At 67.0% G+C, this 24,584-nt stretch carries 20 protein-coding genes and 1 tRNA gene; 20 read left to right on the top strand and 1 reads right to left on the bottom strand.

What is annotated here, in order from left to right; translation table 11 throughout:
* The 20 genes from rsmH to Q0897_RS09515 all read left to right on the top strand — a co-directional run bounded on the left by rsmH (position 1) and on the right by Q0897_RS09515 (position 21,908).
* Positions 1-981, top strand: a complete 981-nt coding sequence (gene rsmH / locus Q0897_RS09610; protein ID WP_299309163.1) for a 16S rRNA (cytosine(1402)-N(4))-methyltransferase RsmH — start codon at positions 1-3, stop codon at positions 979-981.
* Positions 978-1,592, top strand: a complete 615-nt coding sequence (locus tag Q0897_RS09605) for a hypothetical protein (RefSeq protein ID WP_299309162.1) — start codon at positions 978-980, stop codon at positions 1,590-1,592. The genes rsmH and Q0897_RS09605 overlap by 4 nt, the downstream gene beginning before the upstream one ends.
* A gap of 161 nt (positions 1,593-1,753) precedes the next feature.
* Entirely contained in the window at positions 1,754-3,379 is a 1,626-nt protein-coding gene (locus Q0897_RS09600) for a penicillin-binding protein 2 (RefSeq protein WP_299309361.1), read from the top strand.
* The gene (locus tag Q0897_RS09595; protein ID WP_299309161.1) at positions 3,379-4,863 is read left to right on the top strand and encodes a UDP-N-acetylmuramoyl-L-alanyl-D-glutamate--2,6-diaminopimelate ligase; all 1,485 of its coding nucleotides are present in this window, start codon (positions 3,379-3,381) and stop codon (positions 4,861-4,863) included. Before Q0897_RS09600 ends, Q0897_RS09595 begins: the two co-directional genes overlap by 1 nt.
* Positions 4,860-5,840 (top strand): hypothetical protein, encoded by a 981-nt coding sequence (locus Q0897_RS09590; protein WP_299309159.1) that lies wholly within the window; start codon positions 4,860-4,862, stop codon positions 5,838-5,840. Before Q0897_RS09595 ends, Q0897_RS09590 begins: the two co-directional genes overlap by 4 nt.
* A 191-nt stretch (positions 5,841-6,031) precedes the next feature.
* Positions 6,032-7,093, top strand: coding sequence for a phospho-N-acetylmuramoyl-pentapeptide-transferase (mraY, locus tag Q0897_RS09585; RefSeq protein WP_202085887.1), 1,062 nt, complete (start codon positions 6,032-6,034; stop codon positions 7,091-7,093).
* A 17-nt stretch (positions 7,094-7,110) separates the two neighbouring features.
* Entirely contained in the window at positions 7,111-8,448 is a 1,338-nt protein-coding gene (gene murD / locus Q0897_RS09580; RefSeq protein ID WP_299309360.1) for a UDP-N-acetylmuramoyl-L-alanine--D-glutamate ligase, read from the top strand.
* Entirely contained in the window at positions 8,445-9,680 is a 1,236-nt protein-coding gene (locus Q0897_RS09575) for a putative peptidoglycan glycosyltransferase FtsW (RefSeq protein WP_299309157.1), read from the top strand. The genes murD and Q0897_RS09575 overlap by 4 nt, the downstream gene beginning before the upstream one ends.
* On the top strand, positions 9,677-10,843 hold the full coding sequence (gene murG, locus Q0897_RS09570; RefSeq protein WP_299309156.1) for an undecaprenyldiphospho-muramoylpentapeptide beta-N-acetylglucosaminyltransferase: 1,167 nt from the start codon (positions 9,677-9,679) through the stop codon (positions 10,841-10,843). The genes Q0897_RS09575 and murG overlap by 4 nt, the downstream gene beginning before the upstream one ends.
* Entirely contained in the window at positions 10,840-12,261 is a 1,422-nt protein-coding gene (gene murC / locus Q0897_RS09565; protein WP_299309155.1) for a UDP-N-acetylmuramate--L-alanine ligase, read from the top strand. Before murG ends, murC begins: the two co-directional genes overlap by 4 nt.
* Positions 12,261-13,229: a UDP-N-acetylmuramate dehydrogenase gene (murB, locus tag Q0897_RS09560; RefSeq protein WP_299309154.1), complete on the top strand. Its 969-nt coding sequence runs from the start codon at positions 12,261-12,263 to the stop codon at positions 13,227-13,229. Before murC ends, murB begins: the two co-directional genes overlap by 1 nt.
* Positions 13,226-14,155, top strand: a complete 930-nt coding sequence (locus Q0897_RS09555) for an FtsQ-type POTRA domain-containing protein (RefSeq protein ID WP_299309152.1) — start codon at positions 13,226-13,228, stop codon at positions 14,153-14,155. Before murB ends, Q0897_RS09555 begins: the two co-directional genes overlap by 4 nt.
* 7 nt (positions 14,156-14,162) lie before the next feature.
* On the top strand, positions 14,163-15,428 hold the full coding sequence (gene ftsA / locus Q0897_RS09550) for a cell division protein FtsA (protein ID WP_299309151.1): 1,266 nt from the start codon (positions 14,163-14,165) through the stop codon (positions 15,426-15,428).
* A gap of 199 nt (positions 15,429-15,627) precedes the next feature.
* Positions 15,628-17,208: a cell division protein FtsZ gene (gene ftsZ, locus Q0897_RS09545; protein WP_299309149.1), complete on the top strand. Its 1,581-nt coding sequence runs from the start codon at positions 15,628-15,630 to the stop codon at positions 17,206-17,208.
* Positions 17,209-17,212: 4 nt separating this feature from the next.
* Positions 17,213-18,103, top strand: a complete 891-nt coding sequence (locus Q0897_RS09540) for a hypothetical protein (RefSeq protein WP_299309147.1) — start codon at positions 17,213-17,215, stop codon at positions 18,101-18,103.
* A 199-nt stretch (positions 18,104-18,302) separates the two neighbouring features.
* Positions 18,303-18,791, top strand: a complete 489-nt coding sequence (locus Q0897_RS09535; protein WP_299309146.1) for a YbjN domain-containing protein — start codon at positions 18,303-18,305, stop codon at positions 18,789-18,791.
* 13 nt (positions 18,792-18,804) lie between these two features.
* The gene (locus Q0897_RS09530) at positions 18,805-19,611 is read left to right on the top strand and encodes a pyrroline-5-carboxylate reductase (RefSeq protein ID WP_299309144.1); all 807 of its coding nucleotides are present in this window, start codon (positions 18,805-18,807) and stop codon (positions 19,609-19,611) included.
* Between the two features lie 163 nt (positions 19,612-19,774).
* Complete coding sequence (locus Q0897_RS09525) at positions 19,775-20,518, top strand: Bax inhibitor-1/YccA family protein (protein WP_239804397.1); 744 nt, start codon at positions 19,775-19,777, stop codon at positions 20,516-20,518.
* A 306-nt stretch (positions 20,519-20,824) separates the two neighbouring features.
* Positions 20,825-21,715: a hypothetical protein gene (locus tag Q0897_RS09520; RefSeq protein ID WP_299309141.1), complete on the top strand. Its 891-nt coding sequence runs from the start codon at positions 20,825-20,827 to the stop codon at positions 21,713-21,715.
* Between the two features lie 117 nt (positions 21,716-21,832).
* Positions 21,833-21,908 (top strand) — tRNA-Ala (locus Q0897_RS09515).
* A 175-nt stretch (positions 21,909-22,083) separates the two neighbouring features.
* On the opposite strand, the gene pnp is transcribed toward Q0897_RS09515, so the two are convergent.
* Complete coding sequence (gene pnp / locus Q0897_RS09510) at positions 22,084-24,393, bottom strand: polyribonucleotide nucleotidyltransferase (protein WP_299309140.1); 2,310 nt, start codon at positions 24,391-24,393, stop codon at positions 22,084-22,086.
* Between the last annotated feature and the right edge of the window lie 191 nt (positions 24,394-24,584).

The following is a 24,584-nucleotide window of genomic DNA, read 5'->3' as shown; positions in this document are numbered from 1 at the left end:
ATGGCAAACCATGACGCACCCCACGTGCCCGTCCTGCTCGACGAGGTGATCGCGGCGTTGCAACCGCTCGCCAATGCGGTGGTGATCGACGCGACCTTCGGCGCGGGCGGCTATACGCGCGCTTTGCTCGCGGCGGGGGCGACCGTGCATGCCTTCGACCGCGACCCGACCGCCATCGCCGCCGCGCGCGACTGGCCGGAGGCGGCGGGCGATGCGCCGCGCCTCATCCTTCATCCGCGCCGCTTTTCCGAAATGGCCGATGCCATGCGCGAGGCCGGCGTGCGCCATGTCGACGGCGTGGTGATGGACATTGGCGTGTCCTCCATGCAGCTCGACCAGGCGGAGCGCGGCTTTGCCTTTTCCGCCGACGGCCCGCTCGACATGCGCATGTCGCGGGAGGGGGAAAGCGCCGCCGATTTCGTCAACAGCGCGGAGGAAGGCGCGATCGCGGACGTGCTCTACCATTATGGCGAGGAGCGTCAGTCGCGCCGTGTCGCGCGGGCCATCGTCGCGGCCCGCCCCTTGGAAACGACGGGCGCGCTGGCCGATATCGTGCGCAAGGCGCTCGGCTTCAATCGCAACGATCGCCGCGCCAACGCCCCGAAGGATCCCGCCACCCGCAGTTTTCAGGCGATCCGCATCCATGTGAATGCCGAGCTCGACGAATTGCGGGCGGGCCTTTGCGCGGCGGAGGATTTGCTGAACGAAGGCGGGCGGCTCGCCGTGGTCAGTTTCCATAGCCTTGAGGACCGCATCGTGAAGCATTTCCTGCGCGATGCGTCCAATACGGGCGCCGCGCCGTCGCGCCACATGCCCGCGACCGACGACGTGGCGAGCGCGGTGTTTGCAAAGCCTGCCAAACCCGTTCGTCCGGGCGATGCGGAGCTGGCGCGCAATCCCCGTGCCCGTTCCGCCGTCCTTCGTGCCGCCACCCGCACCGCCGCCCCCGCCCGCCCCGCATCGCAGAGGAACACCGCATGACCGGCCCCATGATCAGCCGCAATCGCACGCAGGCCATGATGTGGAGCGCCGCGGTGCTGGTGACGCTGGCCGTGTGCTTTGCGTTGATGTTGCAGGTGAAGGGCGTGAAGAGCGACATCGCCGCGACCGAGCGGCAGATCCTGCAGACGAAGCAGGAGCTGATCGTGCTCGAAACCGAGTTTCAAACCCGCGCGCGGCAACAGCAGCTCGTCCGCTGGAACGAGGTCGAATTCGGCTATGTCGCGCCCAAGGCGGACCAGTTTTTCGAAACGCGGCAGGAGCTCGCCATGCTGGGCAAGCCGGTCGATGTGGTCGCCCCCGCGCCGATGCGCATGGCCGATGCACAGGATGCGACGCACGATGCCGACGAGACTGGCGAAGCACCCGTCCGCATGGCAGCGGCCGACAATGCCGCCGCGCCGATCGGCATGATGCGGCAACTGGTCGCGCGGGATAACGCGCGTGGGCCAAGCGCCGCGAAGGCCAAACCCACCCGCGTCGAACCGTCGAGCCTCCCCGCCATTCCGGCAGGCAAGGCCGTGACCCCGCGCAATTTTGCCGAACGCTTCGACCTCGACGCCGTTCTGGCCAAGGCGGAAGGAGCCGATTGATGGCCACGGCGCCGCTCGGCTACGGGGCGAATTTCGAACCATCGCGGGAATTTTCGGGCGGAGGCAAGGCGAACGGCGCGCATGGCGAAATCCATGCCGCGCCCCCGCCGGCGAGCCGGGGCAATATCCGCACGACCGCCCTGCGTCAGGCGCGGCAACGCATGGCGTGGATCGCGTTTTTCTTCGCCATGTTCACCGCCGTGCTGTTGCTGCGCGTGGCGGTGCTGGGCTTTTTCGAAAGCGACGGCGTGCCCGTGCGCGCGGGCGATGCGCTGCTCCCCGATCGCGGACAGATCACCGACCGCAACGGCGTCCCGCTGGCGCGCGATTTTCAATCCTATGCGCTCTGGTTCAATCCCAAGGCGATGGAGGGCGGTCCGCCATTGACCCGGCCCGCCGCCGAAATCGCGAAAAAGCTGGTCGCGATCTTTCCCGACATGGACGAGGCGGACCTGACCCGGCGGCTCGCCTCGGGCAAGGGGCAATATCTGCGCCGCCGTATCCTCCCCGCAGAGGCCACGAAGGTGTTCGCCATCGGCGAGCCCGCGCTGAACCCGCCCGAAGAGCCCAGCCGCTATTATCCCGAAGGCAATCTTGCCGCGCACGTGCTGGGCTATGTCGCGTCCGACGGGAAGGGGCGCGTCGGCATGGAGCAGGTGTATGACGCGCAGCTGTCCGACCCGGCGACGCGGGGCACGCCGGTACCGCTGTCGATCGACGCGCGGGTGCAGGCCGCGCTCGAGGATGAACTCATGCGCGGCATTGGCGAGGCGCAGGCTCTGGGCGCGGCGGGCATCGTGCTCGACGTCGATACGGGCGAGGTGATCGCGCTGGCCTCGCTTCCCTCCTTCGATCCGAACAAGATCGACGAGGAGGGCATGAAGCTGATGTTCAACCGGGTCACGAACCAGGTCTACGAACTCGGCTCCACGTTCAAGCCGCTCGCCGTTGCCGCCGCGATCGACGCGGGCACGGTCACCAATCTGGCGCGGCGTTACCCGGCCGGCCACGGGCTTCGCGTCGGGCGCTTCACCATTCGCGACAGCCACTCGCTCGGCGCCAGCCTCAACGTGCCCGAAGCACTGATGCATTCCTCCAACATCGTCACGGCGCAGATCGCGGACGAGCTGGGGTCAAAGCGCATGAAGGCGAAGATGGAGCTGCTCGGCTTTAACGAGCGGCCCCGGATCGAACTGCCGGCGCGCGGCTTTCCCATCTGGCGGAGCGGGGAATGGCCGCGGCTGACGACAATGACGGTCGCCTATGGCCACGGCATCGCGGTGACGCCGCTCCATCTCGCCAGCGCCTATGCCGCGATGGTGAACGGCGGCATCTGGCGCCCGGCGACCCTGCACAAGCTCGCCCCCGGCGAAGCGCCCAAGGGCCGCCGCGTGTTCAAGGAAGCGACGAGCGCCCGCATGCGGCAGATGCTGCGCATGATCGTGGTCGACGGCACCGGGCGCAAGGCGGAGGCGCCGGGCTTCCGTCTCGGCGGGAAGACGGGCAGCGCGGAAAAGCCGACCGATGGCGGCTATGCCCGCACGACGCTGGTGACGACCTTTGCCTCCGCCTTTCCGATGGACAATCCGCGCTATGTCGTGATCACCATGTTCGACGAGCCGAAGGGCACGCCCGCCACCTCGTATCAGCGGACCGCGGCATGGAATGCGGCGCCCGCCGTCGGTCGGCTCGTCCCGCGGATCGGCCCGATGCTGGGCGTGTATCCGGATGAAAACCGCGACATCGACCTGTCCGACCTGATGCCGCTGGTGGGGGGAGCGCATTGATGCGGCTGAACACGCTACTCGAACGTGCGGGATACGAAGCGGTCGCGGGCGAGGCGCAAGTCACCGGCTTTGCCATCGACAATCGCAAGGTCGCCAAGGGCAGCGTCTTCGGCGCGTTCCGGGGCAGCACCGCCAATGGCGAGGATTACATCCCGCAGGCGATCGCGGCGGGTGCGGTCGCCATCGTCGCCCGGCCCGAGGCGCATGTCGATGGCGCGATCCACATCGCCGATGCGGAACCGCGCCGCGCCTTTGCCCGCATCGCGGCGGGCTTTTTCCGTCCCACGCCGAAAACCGTCGTCGCCGTGACCGGCACCAATGGCAAGACGTCGACGGTCGAAATGACGCGGCAGATCTGGCGCATGTGCGGCTTTTCCGCGGCGTCGATCGGCACGCTGGGCGTAACGACGCCGGACGAATCGGTGTCGACCGGACTGACCACGCCGGACATCGCGACCTTCCTGTCGAACATGACCGGCCTTGCGCGCGAAGGGGTCACCCATGTCGCGTATGAGGCGTCGAGCCACGGCCTCTCCCAATATCGCAACGAAGGCCTGCCGGTTGCCGCCTGTGCCTTTACCAATCTGTCGCGTGACCATCTCGATTACCACGCCGACATGGACGATTATTTCGCGGCGAAAATGCGCCTTGTCGAAGAGGTCGTCGACGATGGCGGCGCCGCGGTCGTATGGATGGACGATGGCAAGAGCGCGGCCGTCGCGGACTGGGTACGGCGGCGCGGATTGCGGCTCTTCGCGGTGGGTGAGAACGGGGATGGCGGCGATGACGGGGGCGGGGGGATACGTCTCCTTTCGCGCACACCGACCGAGCTGGGGCAGGAGCTTGCCATCCTGCACAATGGCCAGGAACGCACGATCCGCCTTCCGCTGATCGGCGCGTATCAGGCGGCGAATGCGCTGTGTGCCGCAGGTCTGGCCATCGTGACGGGCGGGAAGGACGGTCCGGACGCGGCCCAGGTGTTCGATGCGATGGGGCGCTTGCAACCGGTGCGTGGCCGGCTCGAACGCGCGGCGATCAACCGGGCGGGCGCGCCGGTCTATGTCGATTACGCCCACACGCCCGACGCGTTGGAAGCCGCGATTGCGGCGCTTCGCCCGCATGTGTCGGGGCGGCTCATCACGGTGTTCGGCGCGGGCGGCGACCGCGATACCGGAAAGCGCGGACCGATGGGTACGGTCGCCGCACGCGCCAGCGACATCGCCATCGTCACCGACGACAATCCGCGCGGCGAGGATCCGGCCGCCATCCGCGCCGCGATCCTTGCCGGCGCCGATCAAGGCACCTTGCGCGAAGTTGCGGGCCGGCGCGAGGCCATCGCCGCCGCCATCGGCGAGGCCGGGCGGGGCGATATCGTCCTCATCGCAGGGAAAGGCCACGAACAGGGACAGATCCACGGGCGCGGCGAGGCGCAGCGGATCGAACCGTTCGACGATGTCACCGTAGCAAGGGAGTGCGCAGCATGAGTGGTGCATCCAAGGTCAGCATACGCCCCGTCCCCTCGGCAACCCGTGCGCAGATCATCGCGGAAACGCACGGCCTCGCCGACAAGCCCCTATGGCGCGCGCAGGCGGTGGCAAGTTCGGTCGGCGGGCAGTTGATCGGCGATTTCGCCGCAACCGATATCGCCACCGTCGCGGATGATGTGGACGACGGCACGCTTTATTTCGCGCAAGGCCACATCGATGCGCAGGCTGCACGGGCCAAAGGCGCGGCGGGCATCGTCACGACGCAGCGGGTGCAAGGCCCACATATCCTCGTCGACGAAACGGGGGAGGCGTTGTCGCGCCTCGCGCGCGCGTCGCGCAACCGGGCGCGCGGTACGGTCATGGCGATCCTCGGCTTTACCGGCGGCGCGGTGGCGGATGTGCTGGGCCGCGCGCTCAAGCTCGCCAGCCGGGGCACAAGCTGGACCACCGAGACGGGGCAGGGGCTCGACCTCGCGCTGTGCCGGATGGCGGCGGATCGCAGCCATGCGCTCTTCGGGATCGACGGCGTCGCCGCGCCCGAACCGCTGCGGCCCCATCTCGTCATTCTCGGGCGAGATACAGGCCGCGAGGCCGGCCGCCGCGCCGCCGCTTCGGTCGAGGCGGGCGGCGCCGCAATCCTTCCTGCCGACCATCCCGATTTCGCGCGATGGCGCGCCGCGGCGATGGACGCGGGCGCCGCGGTCACCGGCTATGGCCGCCGGGCGAGTGCCGACATCCGCCTGCTCGATGGCGTGGTCGGACCGTTCGGCGGGACGCTGCTCTCGGTTGAAATCCATGGCCGTCCGCTGTGCTATACCGTCGCCGACAGTGCCGATGCCGATGCCACGATGGCGATCATCGGCGCGATGCGTGCGGCGGGTGCATCGCTCGGCGCGGCGGCGATGACGCTGGCCGACGATGCGTTTGCGGGCAAGGCTTCGGGGGGCGGCGCGTCCGGGGGCAGGGCGGGCTGAACCATGGCACGGCGGGCCATTTCGATCCCGCCCCGATCCGCGCGCGCGGCGCCGCGTCGGGGAAACCGGACAACAGGGTTCTTCACAAGCGGCACCCAATCGCCCATGGCATTATCGCGGGTCGCATGCGCCGGCCTTGTTGACATTGCAATCGCGCCGCCCCGGTTCGCCGGTGCGCCAAGGGAATTTCGATGCTTTTTCTGATTGCCGAGTGGCTGAATTTCGAGGGGCTGGCCAATCTTGTCCGGTATCAGACATTCCGCGCCGGGGCCTGCCTGCTGACCGCGCTGGTCATCGGGCTGGTGATGGGGCCGCGCTTCATCAACATGCTCCGGCTGAGCCAGGGCAAGGGGCAGCCGATCCGCCTCGACGGGCCGCAGACGCATCTGGCCAAGCGGGGCACGCCGACGATGGGCGGGCTGCTCGTGTTGATCAGCGTGACCGTCTCCATGCTGCTGTGGATGGATTTGCGCTCGTTTCTAGTGTGGGCATGCATCGCGGTGACCGTGGGTTTCGGGTTGATCGGCTTCCTCGACGACTGGGACAAGGTGCGCAAATCGAGCCACGCGGGCGTGCCCGGAAGGGTGCGGCTGGCGGGGGAATTCCTCATTGCCGGGATCGCCGCGTGGCTGATCGTGCGCGATACCAGCCTTTATTTGCCCTTCGTGACGTTCGGGATTCCTCTGGGTCCGCTTTACTACGTATTTGCCGCCTTCGTCATCGTCGGCGCGGGCAATGCGGTGAACCTGACCGACGGGCTTGACGGGCTGGCCACCATGCCGGTGATCATCGCGGCGGGCACGTTCGCGATCATCGCCTATCTCGTCGGGCGGACCGATTTTGCCGCCTATCTCGGCATTCCGTTTGTGGAGGGCGCGGGCGAGCTTGCCATTCTGTGCGCCGCGATCATCGGCGGGGGGCTTGCGTTCCTGTGGTTCAATGCGCCGCCTGCCGCGGTGTTCATGGGCGATACAGGTTCGCTCGCGCTCGGCGGGGCGCTCGGCACCATCGCGGTGGGCACGCATCACGAGGTCGTGCTCGGTATCGTCGGCGGGCTTTTCGTGCTGGAGGCCGCGTCGGTCATCATTCAGGTGTTCTGGTTCAAGCGGACGGGCAAGCGCGTCTTCAAGATGGCACCGATCCACCATCATTTCGAGCAGAAGGGGTGGGCCGAATCCACCGTCGTCATCCGCTTCTGGATCGTGGCCATCGTGCTGGCCGTGATCGGACTCGCGACGTTGAAACTGCGGTGAGCGGGGGCGCCGCCTCGATCCTGTCGCCGCAGGTTTTCGCCGGGCGCCGCTATGCCGTGCTCGGCCTTGCGCGCAGCGGGCAGGCGGCGGTGCGCACCCTGCTCAATGCCGGGGCGCATGTGCGGGCGTGGGACCGGGACGCGGATGCGCGCGACGCGGCCATGGCGGCGAGCGACGGGCGCGTCGAACTGGGCGAAATGGATGCGGGCGCGCTTGCCGGGTTCGACGGGATCGTCGTATCGCCGGGCGTGCCGATCAACCGTCATCCCATTGCCGGGATCGCGCAGGAGGCCGGCGTACCGCTCATCGGCGATATCGAGCTTTTCGCGCAGAACCGCGCCGCGATGCCGCCGCACAAGGTCGTCGGCATCACCGGCACCAACGGAAAATCCACGACGACCGCGCTGGTGCAGCACATGCTCGACACCGCGGGCATCGCCGCGCGCATGGGCGGCAACATCGGGATTCCCATCCTCGCGACCGAGGCGCTTCCCGAAGGTGGGGTCTATGTGCTCGAACTGTCGAGTTACCAGATCGACCTGACCCATTCGCTCGCCTGCGATTGCGCCATGCTGCTCAACCTGACGCCCGATCATCTCGACCGGTACGACGACGGTTTCGCAGGCTATGCCGCGTCGAAGGCCCGCCTTTTCGAGATGCAGGGCGGCGCGGGCACCGCGATTGTCGATGCGCGGTCGCTGCGCACCATCCCGCAGGTGGCGCAGGCGCTCGCCGGGCGGGCGCCCACCGTGATCGAGGATGTCGCGATCCCGTCGCAGCAGTCGGACTGGCCCGCGCTGCAGGGGCCGCACAACCGGGCCAATGTCGCGGCCGCGACCGCCGCGGCGCGGGCATGCGGGCTGAACGATGCGGACATCGCGCGCGCCCTGGCCAGCTTTACAGGCTTGCCCCACCGGATGCAGCGTGTCGCCGACATTGGCGGCACCGTGTTCATCAATGACAGCAAGGCGACGAACCCGGCCTCCGCTGCGCCGGCGCTCGCCGCCTTCGCGCCGCGGGAGGGGCGGGCCCGCATCCACTGGATCGTCGGCGGGCTGGCCAAGGGGGACGCGCTGGAGGAATGCGCAGACTGGCTGCACCACGTGGCCGCGGCCTACACCATTGGCGAGGCGGGCGAGATGTTTGCCGGTCTTCTGTCGCCCCACGTCCCCGTCACGCGGGCGGAAATGCTGGGCCAGGCAGTCCATGCCGCCGCCGCCGCGGCTACGCCGGGCGATGTCGTGCTGCTGTCGCCCGCATGCGCGAGTTTCGACCAGTTCCGCGATTACGAGAAGCGCGGCGAATGCTTCATTCAGAACGTGCGTGCGATCGAGGAGGCGAGACAGCAGCCATGAACGTGACCCCTCATTTCGAAAGCGGCCAGTTCGCGGGCGAGACGCGCGGCGTCCATATCGCCCGTAAATCGAACCGCTACCGGCGCGGGCGCCGCCGCGAGCTCGCCATCTGGTGGCGGGAGATCGACCGGGTGCTGCTCGGCATTGTCGCCGCGCTCATGATCGCGGGCATTATCGCGGTCGCGGCCGGTTCCGCCGCCAGCGCAGAGCGGCTTTCGACCGCGCGCAAGACATTGCCCGATCTCTATTTCTTCTGGCCGCACGTGCGCTGGCTCGTGCTCGGCGCGGGGGTGATGGCGGCGACCTCGATGATGCCGCGCGACCTTGCCCGCCGTTTCGCCATCGTGCTGGCGGCGGTGATGCTGGCGCTGTTGGTGCTGGTGCCGTTCGTCGGGGCGGAGGTGAACGGGGCGCGCCGCTGGATCAATGTCGGCGCCTCGTTTCAGCCGAGCGAATTCTACAAGCCGGCCTTCGCGCTCGCGCTCGCGTGGATCCTGTCGTGGAAGGTGCGCGACCCCGGCCTCCCGGTGATCGCGGCGTCGGGGGCGTTGTTGCTGCTTTCGGTCGGATTGTTGATGCTGCAACCCGATTTCGGCGCGGCGATGCTGCTTTGCGGGGTGTGGTTCGTGCTGGTGCTGTGTGCGGGCATGCCGTGGCGCCATATCGGGCTTGCCGTCGGGGCGATCGGTTCGATCGTCGGGCTTGCCTACATGTTCTACGACAATGCGCGGCATCGCATCGACGCCTTCCTCGAAGGGGGGGAGGCCTTCAGCCAGGTCGATCTCGCCAGCAAGACGATGCTTTCGGGCGGGTGGTTCGGGCGCGGATTGTGGATGGGGGAGCGCAAGAATTCGCTGCCCGAGGCGCATACCGATTATATCCTGTCCGTGATCGGGGAGGAATTCGGCCTCGTGTCCGTGGCGGCGATTTCGCTGCTGTTCTGCGCGCTGGTGGTGCGGGTGCTGTGGCGGCTCCGGGACGAGGATGATCTGTTTGCCGTGCTCGGCGGGACGGGCCTTGCCGCCCTGCTCGGCGGGCAGGCGTTCATCAATATCGCCGTCAATCTTCAGCTTTTCCCGTCGAAAGGCATGACGCTGCCATTGATCAGCTATGGCGGTTCGTCGATGATCGCCCTGTGCCTCAGCATCGGTCTGCTGCTGGCGGTGACACGCCGCAATCCGTATCTGGGGCGCGACGGTTTCAACGCGTTGCAAGGAAGGCGCAGGACATGACGAAGGCTTCGCGCCATTACGTGCTCGCCGCGGGCGGAACCGGCGGGCATCTCATCCCCGCTTTCGCGCTCGGCACCGAACTCATCGGGCGGGGACACCGGGTCGCGCTCATCACCGACGAACGCGGCGCGGCCATCCCCGGCATGCCGCATGCGATGAAGGCCCATGTCCTGCCCGCGGGGCGGATGGACGGCGGCATCCTCGCCAAGATAAAGGGGATTGGCGCGATCCTGTCGGGGCGCAAGATGGCGCTGCGCCTGTTCCACGAATTCGAACCGTCGGCGGTCGTCGGCTTTGGCGGCTATCCCGCATTGCCGGCGCTGCTGGCCGCGCAATCGGCCCGCATCCCGTCGATCATCCATGAACAGAACGCGGTGCTGGGCCGGGTGAACCGTTTTCTTGCCCGCAATGCCGACATTGTCGCGACCGCCTATGAACAGGTCGATCGCATGCCAAAGGGCGCGGGCACGCGGGCCGAACTCGTCGGCAATCCGGTACGCGGGCCCGTGCTGGACCTGCGCAGTCAGCCCTTTCCCGCATATGCCGAGGACGGGGCGTTGCGCATCCTCGTCACCGGGGGGAGCCAGGGTGCCCGCGTGCTGTCGCAGGTGGTGCCGGATGGGCTGGCGCAATTGCCCGACGCCCTGCGGCGCCGGCTCCACGTGACGCAGCAATGCCGGCCGGAGGATATGGAAGCGGTGCGCGACGCCTATGCCGCGCATGGCATCACGGCACAGCTCGGCACCTATTTCGAGGATATGGCCCAGAGGCTCGCCGATGCGCATCTGTTCATCGGGCGCGCGGGCGCATCGACGATTGCGGAGCTGACCGCGGTGGGGCGCCCCGCGATCCTCGTGCCGCTGCCCATCGCGACCGACGATCACCAGGCCGCCAATGTGCGCGACATTGTCGCCGCCGGCGGCGCGCGCTCGATCCGGCAGCCGCAATTCACGCCCGCGGAACTGGCCGCGCAGGTCGCCGACCTTGCGCGCACCCCGGAAACGCTCGCCGCCGCCGCCCATGCCATGTGGAATTGCGGGCGCCCCGACGCGGCAAGCGATCTTGCCGATCTGGTCGAAGGGTTCGGCGGCGCACCGCTCATGGACGTGATCCGCATGAAACAGCCCGACGCGCGCGGCGAAATGCGGGGGATGCGCGCATGAAGGGCGTCGGCACAGACATCGGCACCATCCATTTTGCAGGGATCGGCGGCATCGGCATGTCCGGCATTGCCGAGGTCATGCACAACCTCGGCTATGACGTGCAGGGTTCGGATATTTCCGAAGGGCACGTGATCGAGGGGCTGCGCAAAAAAGGCATCCCGGTGATGATCGGGCAGAAGGCGGAAAATGTCGCGGGCGCCGCCGTGCTCGTCACCTCCACCGCGATCCGCCGCAACAATCCGGAGGTTGTCGCCGCGCTCGAAAATCGCATCCCGGTGGTGAGGCGCGCCGAAATGCTGGCCGAGCTGATGCGGTTGAAACGCACCGTCGCGGTCGCCGGTACCCATGGCAAGACGACAACGACATCGATGGTCGCCGCCCTGCTCGACGCAGGGGGGGTGGACCCCACCGTCATCAATGGCGGCATCATCAACAGCTACGGCTCCAACGCACGCGTCGGGACCAGCGAATGGATGGTGGTGGAGGCCGATGAAAGCGACGGCAGCTTCCTCCGCCTCGACGGGACGATCGCGGTGGTCACCAATATCGACCCCGAACATCTCGACCATTACGGCAGCTTCGACAATGTGAAGAACGCCTTCGTCGAATTCATCGAGAACGTGCCGTTCTACGGCGCCGCCGTGCTGTGCCTCGACCATCCGGAGGTGCAGGCGATCCTGCCGAAGATCCGCGACCGCCGCGTCGTCACCTATGGCTTCAGCGCGCAGGCCGACATCCGCGGCGAAAACGTGACCCCGGTGCCCGGCGGCAATCGGTTCGACGTTGCCATCCGCCACCGCGACGGCACCGCCGAACGGATCGAGGGCATCGAATTGCCGATGCCGGGCCGCCACAACGTGCAGAACGCGCTGGCCGCGATTGCGGTCGCCGTCGAAATGCAATGCCCGTTCGAAACGGTGCGCGACGGGTTTGCCCGGTTCGGCGGGGTCAAGCGCCGCTTTACCAAGGTGGGCGAGATCGCGACCGGCGGCGAACCGGCGATCGTTATCGACGATTACGGCCACCACCCGGTGGAAATCCGCGCCGTGCTGTCCGCCGCGCGCGAAGGGGCGACGGGCCGTGTCATCGCGGTGGCGCAGCCGCATCGCTACACCCGCCTGCGCGACCATATGGAGGATTTTCAGAGCGCCTTCAACGATGCCGACATCGTCTATGTCACGCCGGTCTACGCCGCGAGCGAGGAGCCGATCGAGGGCGTGGATGCCGATGCGCTTGTCACCGGGCTGAAGGATCGGGGCCATCGGCAGACCGCCGTGGTCGAGGATGCCGATGCACTCGCCGCAACACTGGCCGGCGTTGTCGAACCGGGCGATATGATCGTGTGCCTTGGCGCGGGGGACATCACCCGCTGGGCCGCCGGGCTGGCAGATGCCGTCGCCGCGAAAAGGGGCGCGTGATGGCGGATCTAGTCGAGCATGGGGATCGTCTCGAGATCAGGCTGAATGGCGGGGCGTTCGCCATCGATGCGCCGCGCGGGAAATTGCGCGCGATGGCGCCGCTCGCCAAATATACCTGGTTCAAGACGGGCGGACCGGCCGAATTGCTGTTCGAGCCGGCCGATGCCGAGGATCTGTGCGAATTCCTCGCCGCGCTGCCCGGCTGGGTGCCGGTGATGGGAATTGGCCTCGGCTCCAACATGATCGTGCGCGATGGCGGCGTGGACGGCGTCGTCGTGCGGCTGGGCAAGGCCTTCGCCGAGGTGGAGGCGCTCGACCCCACGACCCTGCGCATGGGCGGCGGGACGAGCGGCATTCTGGCGGCGAGCAGCGCGCGCGATGCGGGCATTGCTGGGATGGAGTTCCTGCGCGGTATTCCCGGCACGGTCGGCGGTTTCGTGCGGATGAACGGCGGGGCGTATGGGCGCGAGGTGGCCGATATTTTCGTCGCATGCGATGTGGTGCTGCGCGATGGGACATCCGCCACGTTCGGTCCCGGTGACATGGGCTACCGCTATCGCCATTCCGACCTGCCCGACGGCGCGATCGTCACCGCCGCCACGTTCCGCGGCACGCCGGGCGACCCCGATGCCATTGGCGACGAGATGGACCGCATCGCCGAAGCGCGCGAAAACAGCCAGCCTTTGCGCACCAAGACCGGTGGGTCCACGTTCAAGAATCCCGACGGGCACAAGGCCTGGCAACTTGTCGATGCGGCGGGGTGCCGCGGTCTTGCCATCGGCGATGCGCAGGTGAGCGAGAAGCACACCAATTTCCTCATCAACACGGGCGAGGCGACGAGCCGCGACATCGAAATGCTGGGCGAGGAGGTGCGCCGCCGGGTCAAGGCGCATTCGGGCGTGACGCTGGATTGGGAAATCCGCCGCGTGGGCCGTTTTGCGGGCGAGCCGGTGGAGGCGGGGGCATGAGCACCACCATCCGCCGCGGCGGAAAGGGCGTCCGCCGCGCCGCCGCCGCCAAGGGCAAGCGCAAGGCCGTCAACACGGCAAAGGCGCGCACCGGCGGCGCGGCCGACGCGATCATGCGCGTGCTGCCCGTTTCCGAACGCGGCTTGCAGAAATTCTTTCAGCTGCTGATCGCGGCGGCGCTCGCCATCGCGGCATGGGGGCTGGCCGTCCTGCTCGGCGTGCCCGATATGATCCGCGCCCGGGTGGCCGATGCGGCGGACAGCGCCGGGTTCGCCGTGCACCGGATCGAGGTGCGCGGCGTGAACCGCATGGACGAGCAGGCGATCTATGCCAAGGCGCTCGCCGCGCGTAACGTGCCGATGCCGCTGCTCGATCTCGACAGCCTGCGCGCCGATCTGGTCGCGCTACCCTGGGTGCAGGATGCGCGCGTGTCGCGGCAATTGCCCGATGCGCTGGTGATCGACGTGGTGGAACGCAAACCGCATGCCGTGCTGCGTCAGGGCGAGGAATTCGTGCTGATCGATCCCTCGGGCCACAGGCTGGAGCCGGTGCCGCGGGGGCGGGCGGAGAAGATGCTCGTCCTGTCGGGCGAGGGGGCGGAGGATCGCGCGGTCGATCTTGCGCAATTGCTCGACATCGCGCCCGCGCTCAAGCCGCAGGTGCGCGGCGCGGAATGGATCGGCAATCGCCGCTGGAACCTGACCTTCGCGACCGGGCAGGTGCTCGCCCTGCCCGAAGGGGACGAGGAGGCGCGCGATGCGCTCGTCACCTTTGCGCGCGACGACGGCACCAATCGCCTGCTCGGCGGGCAGGTCGCGGTGTTCGATATGCGCGCGCCCGACCGCACCTACATGCGCGTGCCGGGCCGGGCGAAGGCGCAGGCCGAGCTTGCCGCGGAACGCGCGCGCGAAGCGGACGGAGGCTGAACCAGCCGTGCCTGCACCGCGTATCGAGAAGATTTTCGCCGCCATCAATATCGGCAGCTTCCGCATCTCCGCCATGATTGCGGGGCTGACCGGCGATGGCGAGATGATCGTGCTGGGCTCGGGCCACCGGGCCGCCGACGGGATCCGGCGCGGCTACGTCACCGACATGGACGCGGCGACCCATGCGGTGCGCGACGCCATCGAACGCGCCGAACGCGCCGCCGACGTGCAGGTCGACGCGGTATGGATCGGATGCGCCAATGCCGGTCTCACCAGCGCCATTCGCGAGGTGGATATCGAGATCGGCGGACGCCGGATCGAGCAGGACGACATCGATTACCTGCTGGTCGATGCGCGCGATCAGATCATTCCCGAGGCGGGTGAACAGCGCGCCGTGCTTCACGCGCAACCGGCGTTCTACGTGCTCGACCAGGCGCAGGGCGTGGCCAACCCGCGCGGGCTTCATGCCGATACGCTTTCGGTCGCGATCCACGTGATGGAGGCGGAAACCGGCCCGCTGCGCAATCTGATGGAGGCGGTGCAGAGCGCGCATCTGGAAGTGGCGGGCGTCGTCGGCGCCGCGGTCGCCAGCGGGCACGCCTGCCTCACCGAGGAGGAGCGCGACCTCGGCGTCGCGGTCATCGACATGGGGGCGGAGGTCACGCATATTTCTGTTCATGCGGGCGGCATGCTCGTCGGCATGGACGTGCTGCCCTATGGTTCGGGCGATATTACCGACGCCATCGCCTCCGCCTTCGGTATCCGCCGCGCACAGGCCGAGCGGCTGAAATGCGTCTATGGTTCGGCGATCGCCAGCCCGACCGACAATCGCGAGATGATACCGCTTTCGGCGGACAGCACCGGCCGAGGGGAGATGATCCCGCGGGCCGAGCTGATCTCGGTCATTACCGGGCAGCTGGCGCGGTGGACCGACGATGTGTCCAAGGCGCTGAAATCGCTGGGCTTTGTGGCCGGGCGGGGAAGCAACGGGCGGCAGATCGTGCTCACCGGCGGGGGGGCGGAACTGGCCGGGCTTGCCGATTATGTCCAACAGGCGCTGGCAAAGCCGGTGCGCACGGGCCGCGCCCCCGCGATGACCGGCCTGCCCGAGGCCCATGCGACGCCGGGATTTGCGAGCCTTGCCGGGCTGGTGTTGCATGCCGCGGCCGATCCTGTGGACATACGCGCGCACGGGACTATCGGCGATGGGGCCAGGGGCGGCGGGCGCAACCTGCTCGCGCGGATGGTGCGCGCGGTGCGTGAATATTTCTGAGGGCGGATGGCGGGGCCGGTCCGCCCTTCGCGACGGAGCGGGGCAGGCGCGCGACAAAGGCATGCCGTGCTGCTTTTTGGGGTGTGGAAATCTGCATTATCCCTTTGCCCCGATGAATTGTTCTGTGCCAAAACCCCGCCATAATTTTGCCAGCCTTAAATCTTGAACGCTGACGACGGTTTTCGTCCCGGAGAATTTCATGAGCATCAATATCGGTCCGCCGGCGGTTGAGGAGCTTCGCCCCCGCATCACCGTGATCGGCGTCGGCGGCGCCGGCAATAACGCCATCGCCAACATGATCCGTTCGGAGATCGAGGGCGTCGATTTCGTCGTCGTGAATACCGACGCACAGGCGCTGAATTCCTCCATCGCGGAGGATCGGATCCAGCTCGGCCCCGAAATCACGCAAGGGCTGGGCGCGGGCGCACGTCCCGAGGTCGGCCGTGCGGCGGCGGAGGAAACCATCGGCGAGATCGACCGCATGCTGGAGGGCGTGCACATGTGCTTCATCGCCGCGGGCATGGGCGGCGGCACCGGCACGGGCGCCGCGCCGGTCATCGCCAAGGCCGCGCGCGAAAAGGGCGTGCTGACCGTCGGCGTCGTCACGAAACCGTTCATGTTCGAGGGCAATCGCCGCATGCGCGCCGCCGACGCGGGCATCGAGGAATTGCAGAAGCACGTCGACACGCTGATCGTCATTCCGAACCAGAACCTGTTCCTGGTCGCGAGCCCCGACACCACCTTCAAGGAAGCCTTCCTCCTCGCCGACGAGGTGTTGCAGCAGGGCGTGCGGTCGATCACCGATCTCATGGTGATGCCGGGCCTCATCAATCTCGACTTTGCCGACGTGCGTTCGGTCATGGGCGAGATGGGCAAGGCCATGATGGGCACGGGCGAGGGCGAGGGCGACAATCGCGCGCTCGAAGCCGCGGAAAAGGCCATCGCCAACCCGCTGCTCGACGGGGTCTCGATGCAGGGCGCAAAGGGCGTCATCGTGTCGATCATCGGCGGCGAGGACATGCGCCTCATGGAAGTGGACGAGGCGGCCAACCATATCCGCGATCTCGTCGATCCGGATGCGAACATCATCTGGGGTTCGGCCTTCAATCCCGATTTGGAAGGCAAGATCCGCGTGTCGGTCGTCGCGACCGGCATCGATCAGAGCGCCGACCGCCAGGAATCGCCCGCAGTCAAGGGTTTCTCCATGGGTTCGGGCCGCGCCCCGGTCCATCCCGGCTCGTCCCCGGCGCCCGCACCCGCAGCGCCGCCGGCACCGGTGGCCGAAACGCGCGGTGCGGCGCAGGATGGCGGCGCCGGACTGCCCGATCCGGCCGACGATCGCGAGTTGAAGGCGCCCGGCACCGACCACGGTTTCGCCGAGGATGCGCATGACGACGAACCGCTCGAACTCAATCTCGATCAGCAGGCCGACACACCGCCGCCCGCCGACGTGAGCGACGAATTGCAGCTCGGCGGGATGGAGGCGGAGCCCGCCCCCCGGCAAACGCCGCCGCCCGCGCCGGCTCCCGACCGCCTCACCCCGATTGAGGACGTCGCGCCCACACCCGCACCGGCGCGTCCGGCGCCGGCCCCGCGCAGTTCGGGCGGCGGCAGCACCTTGTTCGAGCGCATGGCCAATCTTTCGCGCGGACGGGACGACCGCCGTGACGAAAGCCGCGATGCGCCCCGCCGCGACAACCGCCGTGTCGATCTCGACGATGACGACGATGACGATGGCGCACTCAACATCCCGCGCTTCCTGGGTCGCAACAATCGTTAACCGCATGCGTGCTTTCCCCGCCGGCATGGCGCGCCGCCTGCGCCCGGTCCTGGCCGCCGTTCTGACGGTGGGGGCGGGCGCTGGCGTCGCGGTTTCACCGGTCGCGGCCGTGCCGGTGGTGCAGCCGCTTCCCGGCCCGGATCAGATCGCGTTGAAGGATGCGCGCGCGGTGCTCCTGCGCGATCCCGACAATCTGGGGGCGCTGCGCGAGGCTGCGGTGGCGGCGGTGCGGCTGGGCGATCCGGCGGCGGCGCTCACCTATGTCGAGGAAGCCGAGAAGCACGCACCGGCGGATCCTGTCATTGCGTCCGTGCGGGCGGCGATCCTCGCCTTGCAGGGCGAGCCGCAGGCCGCGCTCGACCAGTTCGCTAGGGCCGAGGCCAATGGCGCGCCCGTCGCCGATCTCGCCGCGGATCGCGCGCTGGCCTACGATCTCATCGGGGATCAGCCCTCGGCCCAGTATTACTACCGGATTGCCGCGCAATTGCTGCAGCAGCGCGACGTTCCGCCCAATAATTACGTCGCGGACGAGCTGACCCGGCGCCACGCGCTCAGCCTTGCCGTCGGGGGCGATTTTGCCGCAGGCGATGCCGTATTGCGACCGCTGCTCGAACGGCAGGACCTCTCGGGCTGGCGCACGCGGGCCTTCATGCTCGCCATCAGCGGGAACGAGCGCGAGGCGGTCGCACTGCTCGGCACGGTCTTGCCGGCCGAACTCGCCGCGCAGATCTCGCCCTATATGCGGGTCATGCCGAGGCTGAGCAATGCGCAGCAGGTCGCTGCGGCCACCTTCGGGCGTTTCCCGCGCATGGACGCGATCGCCGCCGATCCGCAAACCCGCTCCGATGGGGCAAAAGCATCGCGGCGACGCGCCCGGCGCAGCAGGGGCGAGTGACCGATGCGACCCATCCCGATACAGGGAGGGTCGTTTTCCACATGGTCTGCACAGCTGTGTGGGGTTATGCCCCGGTGCGGCATGGGGCGCGGATTGGCAAGCGGGGGTGTGGCAGGGCACGAGCATGAAAGCCGGCCCCGCATCACGTGCGGGGCGGGCGATCCATGCGGCGGGAGCGACGATGACGACAGGACGCAAAATGATGAGCACCCATGAGGAGCTGGCCCCCGTCGACATGCTGATGTCGCTCTTCGAGGCGCGCAGCTGGCCCTACGAACTCATTGGCGAGGACGAGATCAGCGGCGAGGTGCAGGGCGCCTGGGCCAAATATCAGCTACGCGCGATCTGGCGGCACGAGGATAACGTGCTTCAATTGCTGTGCCTGCCCGAAACGCGCGTCCCGCAGGAAAAGCGGGTCACGATGTTCGAATTGATGACCCTGGTGAACGAACAATTGTGGCTGGGTCATTTCGATATCTGGTCCAACGGATCGGTGCTGCTTTACCGCCACGGGTTGATGCTGGGCGATGATGGCTTACTTAGCCTGTCACAGGCGCAGACCGCCGTGGAGGTGGCCGTCGAGGAATGCGACCGGTTCTATCCGGCGTTTCAATTCGTTTTATGGGGCGATCGCGACGCGCAGACGGCCTTGCAATCCGCGCTCGTCGATGCCGCAGGAGAAGCTTGAGATTATGAACGTGATGACGACGAATACACCCGGCTCGATGCTGTTGATCGGTTGCGGCAACATGGCGGGTGCCATGCTGGACGGCTGGCTCGCAGGAGGGGTGGATCCGTCGATCTTCACCATTGCGGACCCCTATCGCGAGGATGCGCCCGATGGCGTGCGCCTGCTCAAGGAACTTCCCAAGGGCGAGACGTTCGATGCGGTGATGCTCGGCATCAAGCCGCAGATGCTCAACGACAATGCGCCGGACATCGAACCGCTCATCGGGAGCGAGACGGTCGTGCTGTCGATCCTGGCGGGGACGCAGCTCGATACGCTGGCGTCGAAATTCCCGCGCGCGGGCGGTATCGTGCGCGTCATGCCGAACCTTTCGGCGGCGCTCGGCAAATCGCCGCTCGCGCTCGTCGGCAAGGATGTCGGCGACGAACAGCGCGCCATGGTCGATGCACTCGCCGCGCCGCTGGGGCAGGGCGAATGGCTGCCGGATGAAAGCCTGTTCGATCTCGTCACCGCACTCGCCGGGTCGGGGCCGGGCTTCGTCTACCGCTTCATCGATTCGCTTGCCAAGGCCGCGACCGAGCTCGGCCTGCCGCGCGAACAGGCCGATCGGCTCGCGCTCGCCACGGTCGAAGGGTCCGCCGCGCTCGCCGCGAACAGCGAACATTCGCCGGGCGAACTGGCGCGCCGCGTGGCATCGCCGGGCGGGGTGACGCAGGCCGGGCTGGACACGCTCGATGAAAACGACCGCATGCTGACCTTGATGACCGATACGCTGCGCAACGCCCGCGATCGCAGCATCGCCATGGCCAAAGAGGCCTGAACCGGCCGAAACGATACCGGCGTTAAACATTTGTTTCCCGTTGGTATCCGATTGTAACGCAAGGTCGTCGGTGCCCGGTTTCCCTTGAATTCGGGGGCGATCGGGCCGATATTGCATGCAACGGCCCGCCTTCTCGGCGGGTTGGCAGAGGAGTTAGGACAAAATGGCAAACTGGAACGATCCCCAGCCCACCCGGACGGGCTTCGGCGCGTCCACGGGCCTCGACGGGCGTATGCAGACGCGGGAGGGCTTTGACGCCGGCCTGCGCAAATACATGCTGTCGATCTACAATTACATGGCGATGGGCGTCGCGCTGACCGGCGTGGTGGCATTCGTCATGGCGAATACCGCCTTTGGCGTGGCGATCATGACTTCGCCGCTGATGTGGCTGATCGTGCTGTCGCCGCTGGCCATCGTTTTCGCGATGTCGTTCGGCGCGAACCGCTTTTCGCAAGGCACGCTGCAGATCCTGTTCTGGGCGTTCGCGGCGCTCATGGGTGCGTCGATGTCGACGATCTTTGCCGTGTATACCGGCGCGTCGATCGCGGCGACGTTCTTTGCAACCGCGGGTGCGTTCGCCGGGCTCAGCCTGTTCGGCTACACCACGAAGAAGGACCTGTCCGGCATGGGCAGCTTCCTCATCATGGGCGTCATCGGCCTGCTGATCGCGTCGGTGATCAACATTTTCCTGCAGAGCGCGGCGCTGATGTGGGCGGTGAGCTTTCTGGGCGTGCTGATTTTCGCAGGCCTGACCGCGTATGATACGCAGCGGCTGAAGCGTCAGTATTTTCAGCTCGCCGGCACGGATTTTATGGGCAAGGCGGTGATCCTGGGTGCGCTTTCGCTGTACCTCGATTTCATCAACATGTTTCAGTTCCTGCTGATGTTCATGGGGCAGCGCGACTGATCGCGGTTGCTCCCTCGCATCCGGTCCGCACGGGTGGGCCGGATGATGAAATGGCGATGTCAACATGTGCCCGGCCGGACCCGATCCGGCCGGGCATTTTGTTGGATATTCGCCATTTACGAGCGGCCCCGGCTTGGCGCATAAGGGGGTTCGGATACGATCTGTTTCGGGGCTGCATGCGCTTCACGCTGCGGTCATCGCCCATCGGTCAGATCGAATGTCGGTATATCTCCCCGAATTGAGAGAGGGTCGCATAGCATGGCGGGACGCATTTCCACGATTTTTCGAATGGCCGCCCTGGCCAGCATGACCGCGATTGCGGCATGTTCCTCCACGCCCGAACCGGCGCCCCCGCCGCCCCCGCCGCCCGAGCCCGAAGCATTCCCCGCGCGCCCTCTGGCGCCCAACCGCGCCCACGAAGGGCTTCAGTTGCCGCGCACCGATTCGACCGGCGTGCGTCAGACGGTCAATACCTGGGTGACCCCGGCGCAGGCGGTCTGGAACCTGCGCTCCGCGTATAACGTGGCGGCGCTCAATTGCGACGGCGCCATCTACGAACCGATGGCCGAACGCTACGGCGCGTTTCTTGAAACGCACACGCGCGATCTCGCCGCCGCGGGGCGCACGGTGGATAGCGAATTTCGCCAGAAATACGGGCCCACGTTCCGCGATCCGCAGGACGCCTACATGACGCAGGTCTATAATTATTTCGCCCTGCCTGCGATGGAGGAGGAGTTCTGCCCGATCGCGCTGAAGGTGAGCGAGGAACTCGCGCTGATGCCGAAGGGCGGGCTGAGCGAGGCGGCGCCGGGCATGCTGCTCCGCATGGAAGAGCCGTTTCTCGCCTTTTTCGAGCGGTACGAGGCGTATAAGGCAGAGGCCGCCGCGTGGGAGGACAGATATCTCGCCACCTACGGGAAGCCCTATCCCTACACGCCGCGCAGTTTCGCGGCCGCACCGATCATCGCGCCGGTTGCCGTCGATGCGAATGGCGATCCCGTCGATCCTGTGCCATCCAACACCGGCGTGGCCGCGACCGGAGCGACAGTCGTGACCGACCCGGTCAATGCGGTTCCGCCCGTTCTCCAACCGCAGATCGTGCCGGCGCCCCCGGTTCAGGAGACGCCGGTTACTCCGGGTGCGACTCCCGCCGATCCGAATGGCGCGACCCCGCCCGTCACCACCACCGGACAATAATCGATGACAGGCAGGCAAAGGGCGGTTTTTGAAAAATCCCCCTTTGCCTCCGCCTCATCATGCGGTAACAGCGCCGCGTTCGCCGGATGAACCTAGACCTGCGAACATGACTGGAACGGGGCCGTAGCTCAGTTGGGAGAGCGCGTCGTTCGCAATGACGAGGTCAGGGGTTCGATTCCCCTCGGCTCCACCAGTCTCATCCACCTACCGCCGGGATCGTGTATCGGGGCCACCACGGGTGTGCCCTGCCGCGTTGTGTGAGCGAAGCGGACAGCATGCGCCGATGTCTGCGGCGACGGCATAAAGAAAGGGCCGCGAAGGTTTCCCTTCGCGGCCCGTTTCATGTCCGATGCCTCGCGGCGATCAGATCAATCGTCGTCCTTCAGGAACGCCGGCATGTGGTCGGGGCCTTCGCCCTTGTCGGCCGGGCCGCCACGATTGCCACCTTCGCGGCGCGGGCCGCGTCCGCCACGACCACCCCGGTCGCCATCGCGGCGCGGACGGCGATCACCGCCGCGGTCGCCCCGATCGGAGCGTTCGCCCCGGTCGCTGCGCGGTTCGCGCGGCGGGCGGGTGTCTTCGAGCTCTTCACCGGTTTCCTGGTCGACGACGCGCATCGACAGGCGAACCTTGCCGCGCTGGTCGATTTCGAGCACCTTGACCTTCACTTCCTGCCCTTCGGACACGACGTCGGTCGGCTTTTCTACGCGCTCGTTCTTCATTTCGGACACGTGGACGAGCCCGTCCTTGCCGCCCATGAAGTTCACGAATGCGCCGAAATCGACGATGTTCACGACCTTGCCGGTGTAGACCTTGCCGACTTCGGCTTCCTCGACGATGCCTTCGATCCACTTCTTCGCGGCCTCGATCTGGCTGTTGTCGGAGCTGCTGATCTTGATCAGGCCCTCGTCGTCGATGTCGACCTTCGCGCCGGTTTCGGCGACGATCTCGCGGATCACCTTGCCGCCGGTCCCGATGACGTCGCGGATCTTCGACTTGTCGATCTGGATCGTCTCGATGCGGGGGGCGTGCTGCGAAATCTCGGTGCGGGCGGAACCCAGCGCCTTTGTCATCTCGCCCAGGATATGCGCGCGGCCTTCCTTCGCCTGGCTCAGCGCCTGGGTCATGATCTCGCGCGTGATGCCCGCGACCTTGATGTCCATCTGGAGCGAGGTGATGCCCTGCTCGGTCCCGGCCACCTTGAAGTCCATGTCGCCGAGGTGATCTTCGTCACCCAGGATGTCGGACAGCACGGTGAATTCCTCGCCTTCGAGGATGAGGCCCATGGCGATGCCCGAAACCGGGCGCGTGATCGGCACGCCGGCGTCCATCATGGACAGGCAGCCACCGCACACCGTCGCCATCGAGGACGAGCCATTCGACTCGGTGATGTCCGACAATACGCGGATGGTGTAGGGGAAATCGTCCTTCGTCGGCAGCACCGCACGAAGCGCGCGCCACGCAAGCTTGCCATGGCCGATGTCGCGGCGGCTGGGCGCCCCGAAACGACCGACTTCACCGACCGAATAGGGCGGGAAGTTGTAGTGCAGCATGAAGTTCGAATAGGTCAGGCCCTCGAGCCCGTCGATCATCTGCTCCGATTCCTTGGTGCCAAGGGTGGTGGTGCAGATGGCCTGCGTTTCGCCGCGGGTGAAGAGCGACGAACCGTGGGTTCGGGGTAGCAGGCCGACGATCGCCTCGATCGGGCGGACCTGCGTCGTGGTGCGGCCATCGATGCGGGTGCCGTCCTTGAGGATGGCGCCGCGCACGATTTCGGCTTCCAGCTTCTTCACGGCCTTGCCGGCGGTCATCTGCGTCTGGCCGTCTTCGTCGGCGAAGGCGTCCTTTGCCTTGGCGCGGGCGGCGTTGAGCGCGTCCGAACGCTCCGACTTGTCGGTCAGGCGGTAGGCGGCGGCGATGTCGTTGCCGACGATCCCGCGCAGCTTTTCCTTGATCGCCGACTGGTCGTCGCTGACGTCGATTTCCCACGGATCCTTCGCGGCCTTCTCGGCGAGGTCGATGATCGCGTTGACGACCTTCTTGCACTCGTCATGCGCGAACATCACGCCGCCCAGCATGATCTCCTCCGAAAGCTCCTTCGCTTCGGATTCGACCATCATCACGGCATTGCCGGTCGCCGCCACGATCAGGTCGAGCGCGGTGTCGGCGGCATGCGCCTGCGACGGGTTCAGCGTGTATTCGCCGTCCTCGTAACCGACGCGGCACGCGCCGATCGGGCCCATGAAGGGCACGCCCGAAATGGTCAGCGCGGCGGACGCGGCGATCATCGCGACGATATCGGGCTCGGTCTCGCCGTCATAGGACATGACCTGCGCGATGACGTTGATCTCGTTGTAGAACCCTTCGGGGAAGAGCGGACGGATCGGACGGTCGATCAAGCGGCTGGTCAGCGTTTCCTTTTCGGTCGCACCGCGCTCACGCTTGAAGAAGCCGCCGGGAATACGGCCGGCGGACGAGAATTTTTCCTGGTAGTGAACGGTGAGGGGGAAGAAATCCTGGCCCTCTTTCACCTTCTTCGCGGCGGTGACGGCGCACAACACCACGGTTTCGCCATAGGTCGCCAGAACGGCGCCGTCGGCCTGACGGGCGATGCGCCCGGTTTCGAGTGTCAGCGTCTTGCCGCCCCACTCGATCGATACGGTTTTCGTGTCGAACATGTACTTTCCTCAATCCCGCCGGCCAGATTGCTCAGGCGGGGTTTCCTTGCCGGGAATATCCGTCCCGGTCCGGTGCGGGGCAAATCGGCCCCTGTTTGCAGGCGGCGACGCCGGATTGCGTTCGCCTTGCCTTTGATCGGGGGTCGCGGCGTGGCCCAGACCCCATAAGCGAAAAAGCGGCCCGTTTGATG

The organism is uncultured Croceicoccus sp., assembly GCF_947496385.1.
GTDB lineage: Bacteria > Pseudomonadota > Alphaproteobacteria > Sphingomonadales > Sphingomonadaceae > Croceicoccus.
The sequence above is the reverse complement of the archived record's forward strand: the minus strand, read 5'-3'. Positions and strand labels throughout refer to the sequence as shown.

What these genes read in the sequence shown, in the direction of transcription:
- Q0897_RS09525 (WP_239804397.1), top strand. Translation starts at nt 19,775, where the DNA reads ATGGCAAACTGGAACGATCCCCAGCCCACCCGGACGGGCTTCGGCGCG.
- Q0897_RS09520 (WP_299309141.1), top strand. Translation starts at nt 20,825, where the DNA reads ATGACCGCGATTGCGGCATGTTCCTCCACGCCCGAACCGGCGCCCCCG.
- pnp (WP_299309140.1), bottom strand. Translation starts at nt 24,393, where the DNA reads ATGTTCGACACGAAAACCGTATCGATCGAGTGGGGCGGCAAGACGCTG.
- Q0897_RS09590 (WP_299309159.1), top strand. Translation starts at nt 4,860, where the DNA reads ATGAGTGGTGCATCCAAGGTCAGCATACGCCCCGTCCCCTCGGCAACC.
- Q0897_RS09555 (WP_299309152.1), top strand. Translation starts at nt 13,226, where the DNA reads ATGAGCACCACCATCCGCCGCGGCGGAAAGGGCGTCCGCCGCGCCGCC.
- Q0897_RS09535 (WP_299309146.1), top strand. Translation starts at nt 18,303, where the DNA reads ATGATGAGCACCCATGAGGAGCTGGCCCCCGTCGACATGCTGATGTCG.
- murB (WP_299309154.1), top strand. Translation starts at nt 12,261, where the DNA reads ATGGCGGATCTAGTCGAGCATGGGGATCGTCTCGAGATCAGGCTGAAT.
- Q0897_RS09540 (WP_299309147.1), top strand. Translation starts at nt 17,213, where the DNA reads ATGCGTGCTTTCCCCGCCGGCATGGCGCGCCGCCTGCGCCCGGTCCTG.
- ftsZ (WP_299309149.1), top strand. Translation starts at nt 15,628, where the DNA reads ATGAGCATCAATATCGGTCCGCCGGCGGTTGAGGAGCTTCGCCCCCGC.
- Q0897_RS09530 (WP_299309144.1), top strand. Translation starts at nt 18,805, where the DNA reads ATGACGACGAATACACCCGGCTCGATGCTGTTGATCGGTTGCGGCAAC.
- Q0897_RS09575 (WP_299309157.1), top strand. Translation starts at nt 8,445, where the DNA reads ATGAACGTGACCCCTCATTTCGAAAGCGGCCAGTTCGCGGGCGAGACG.
- murG (WP_299309156.1), top strand. Translation starts at nt 9,677, where the DNA reads ATGACGAAGGCTTCGCGCCATTACGTGCTCGCCGCGGGCGGAACCGGC.
- mraY (WP_202085887.1), top strand. Translation starts at nt 6,032, where the DNA reads ATGCTTTTTCTGATTGCCGAGTGGCTGAATTTCGAGGGGCTGGCCAAT.
- Q0897_RS09605 (WP_299309162.1), top strand. Translation starts at nt 978, where the DNA reads ATGACCGGCCCCATGATCAGCCGCAATCGCACGCAGGCCATGATGTGG.
- Q0897_RS09600 (WP_299309361.1), top strand. Translation starts at nt 1,754, where the DNA reads ATGGCGTGGATCGCGTTTTTCTTCGCCATGTTCACCGCCGTGCTGTTG.
- rsmH (WP_299309163.1), top strand. Translation starts at nt 1, where the DNA reads ATGGCAAACCATGACGCACCCCACGTGCCCGTCCTGCTCGACGAGGTG.
- murC (WP_299309155.1), top strand. Translation starts at nt 10,840, where the DNA reads ATGAAGGGCGTCGGCACAGACATCGGCACCATCCATTTTGCAGGGATC.
- Q0897_RS09595 (WP_299309161.1), top strand. Translation starts at nt 3,379, where the DNA reads ATGCGGCTGAACACGCTACTCGAACGTGCGGGATACGAAGCGGTCGCG.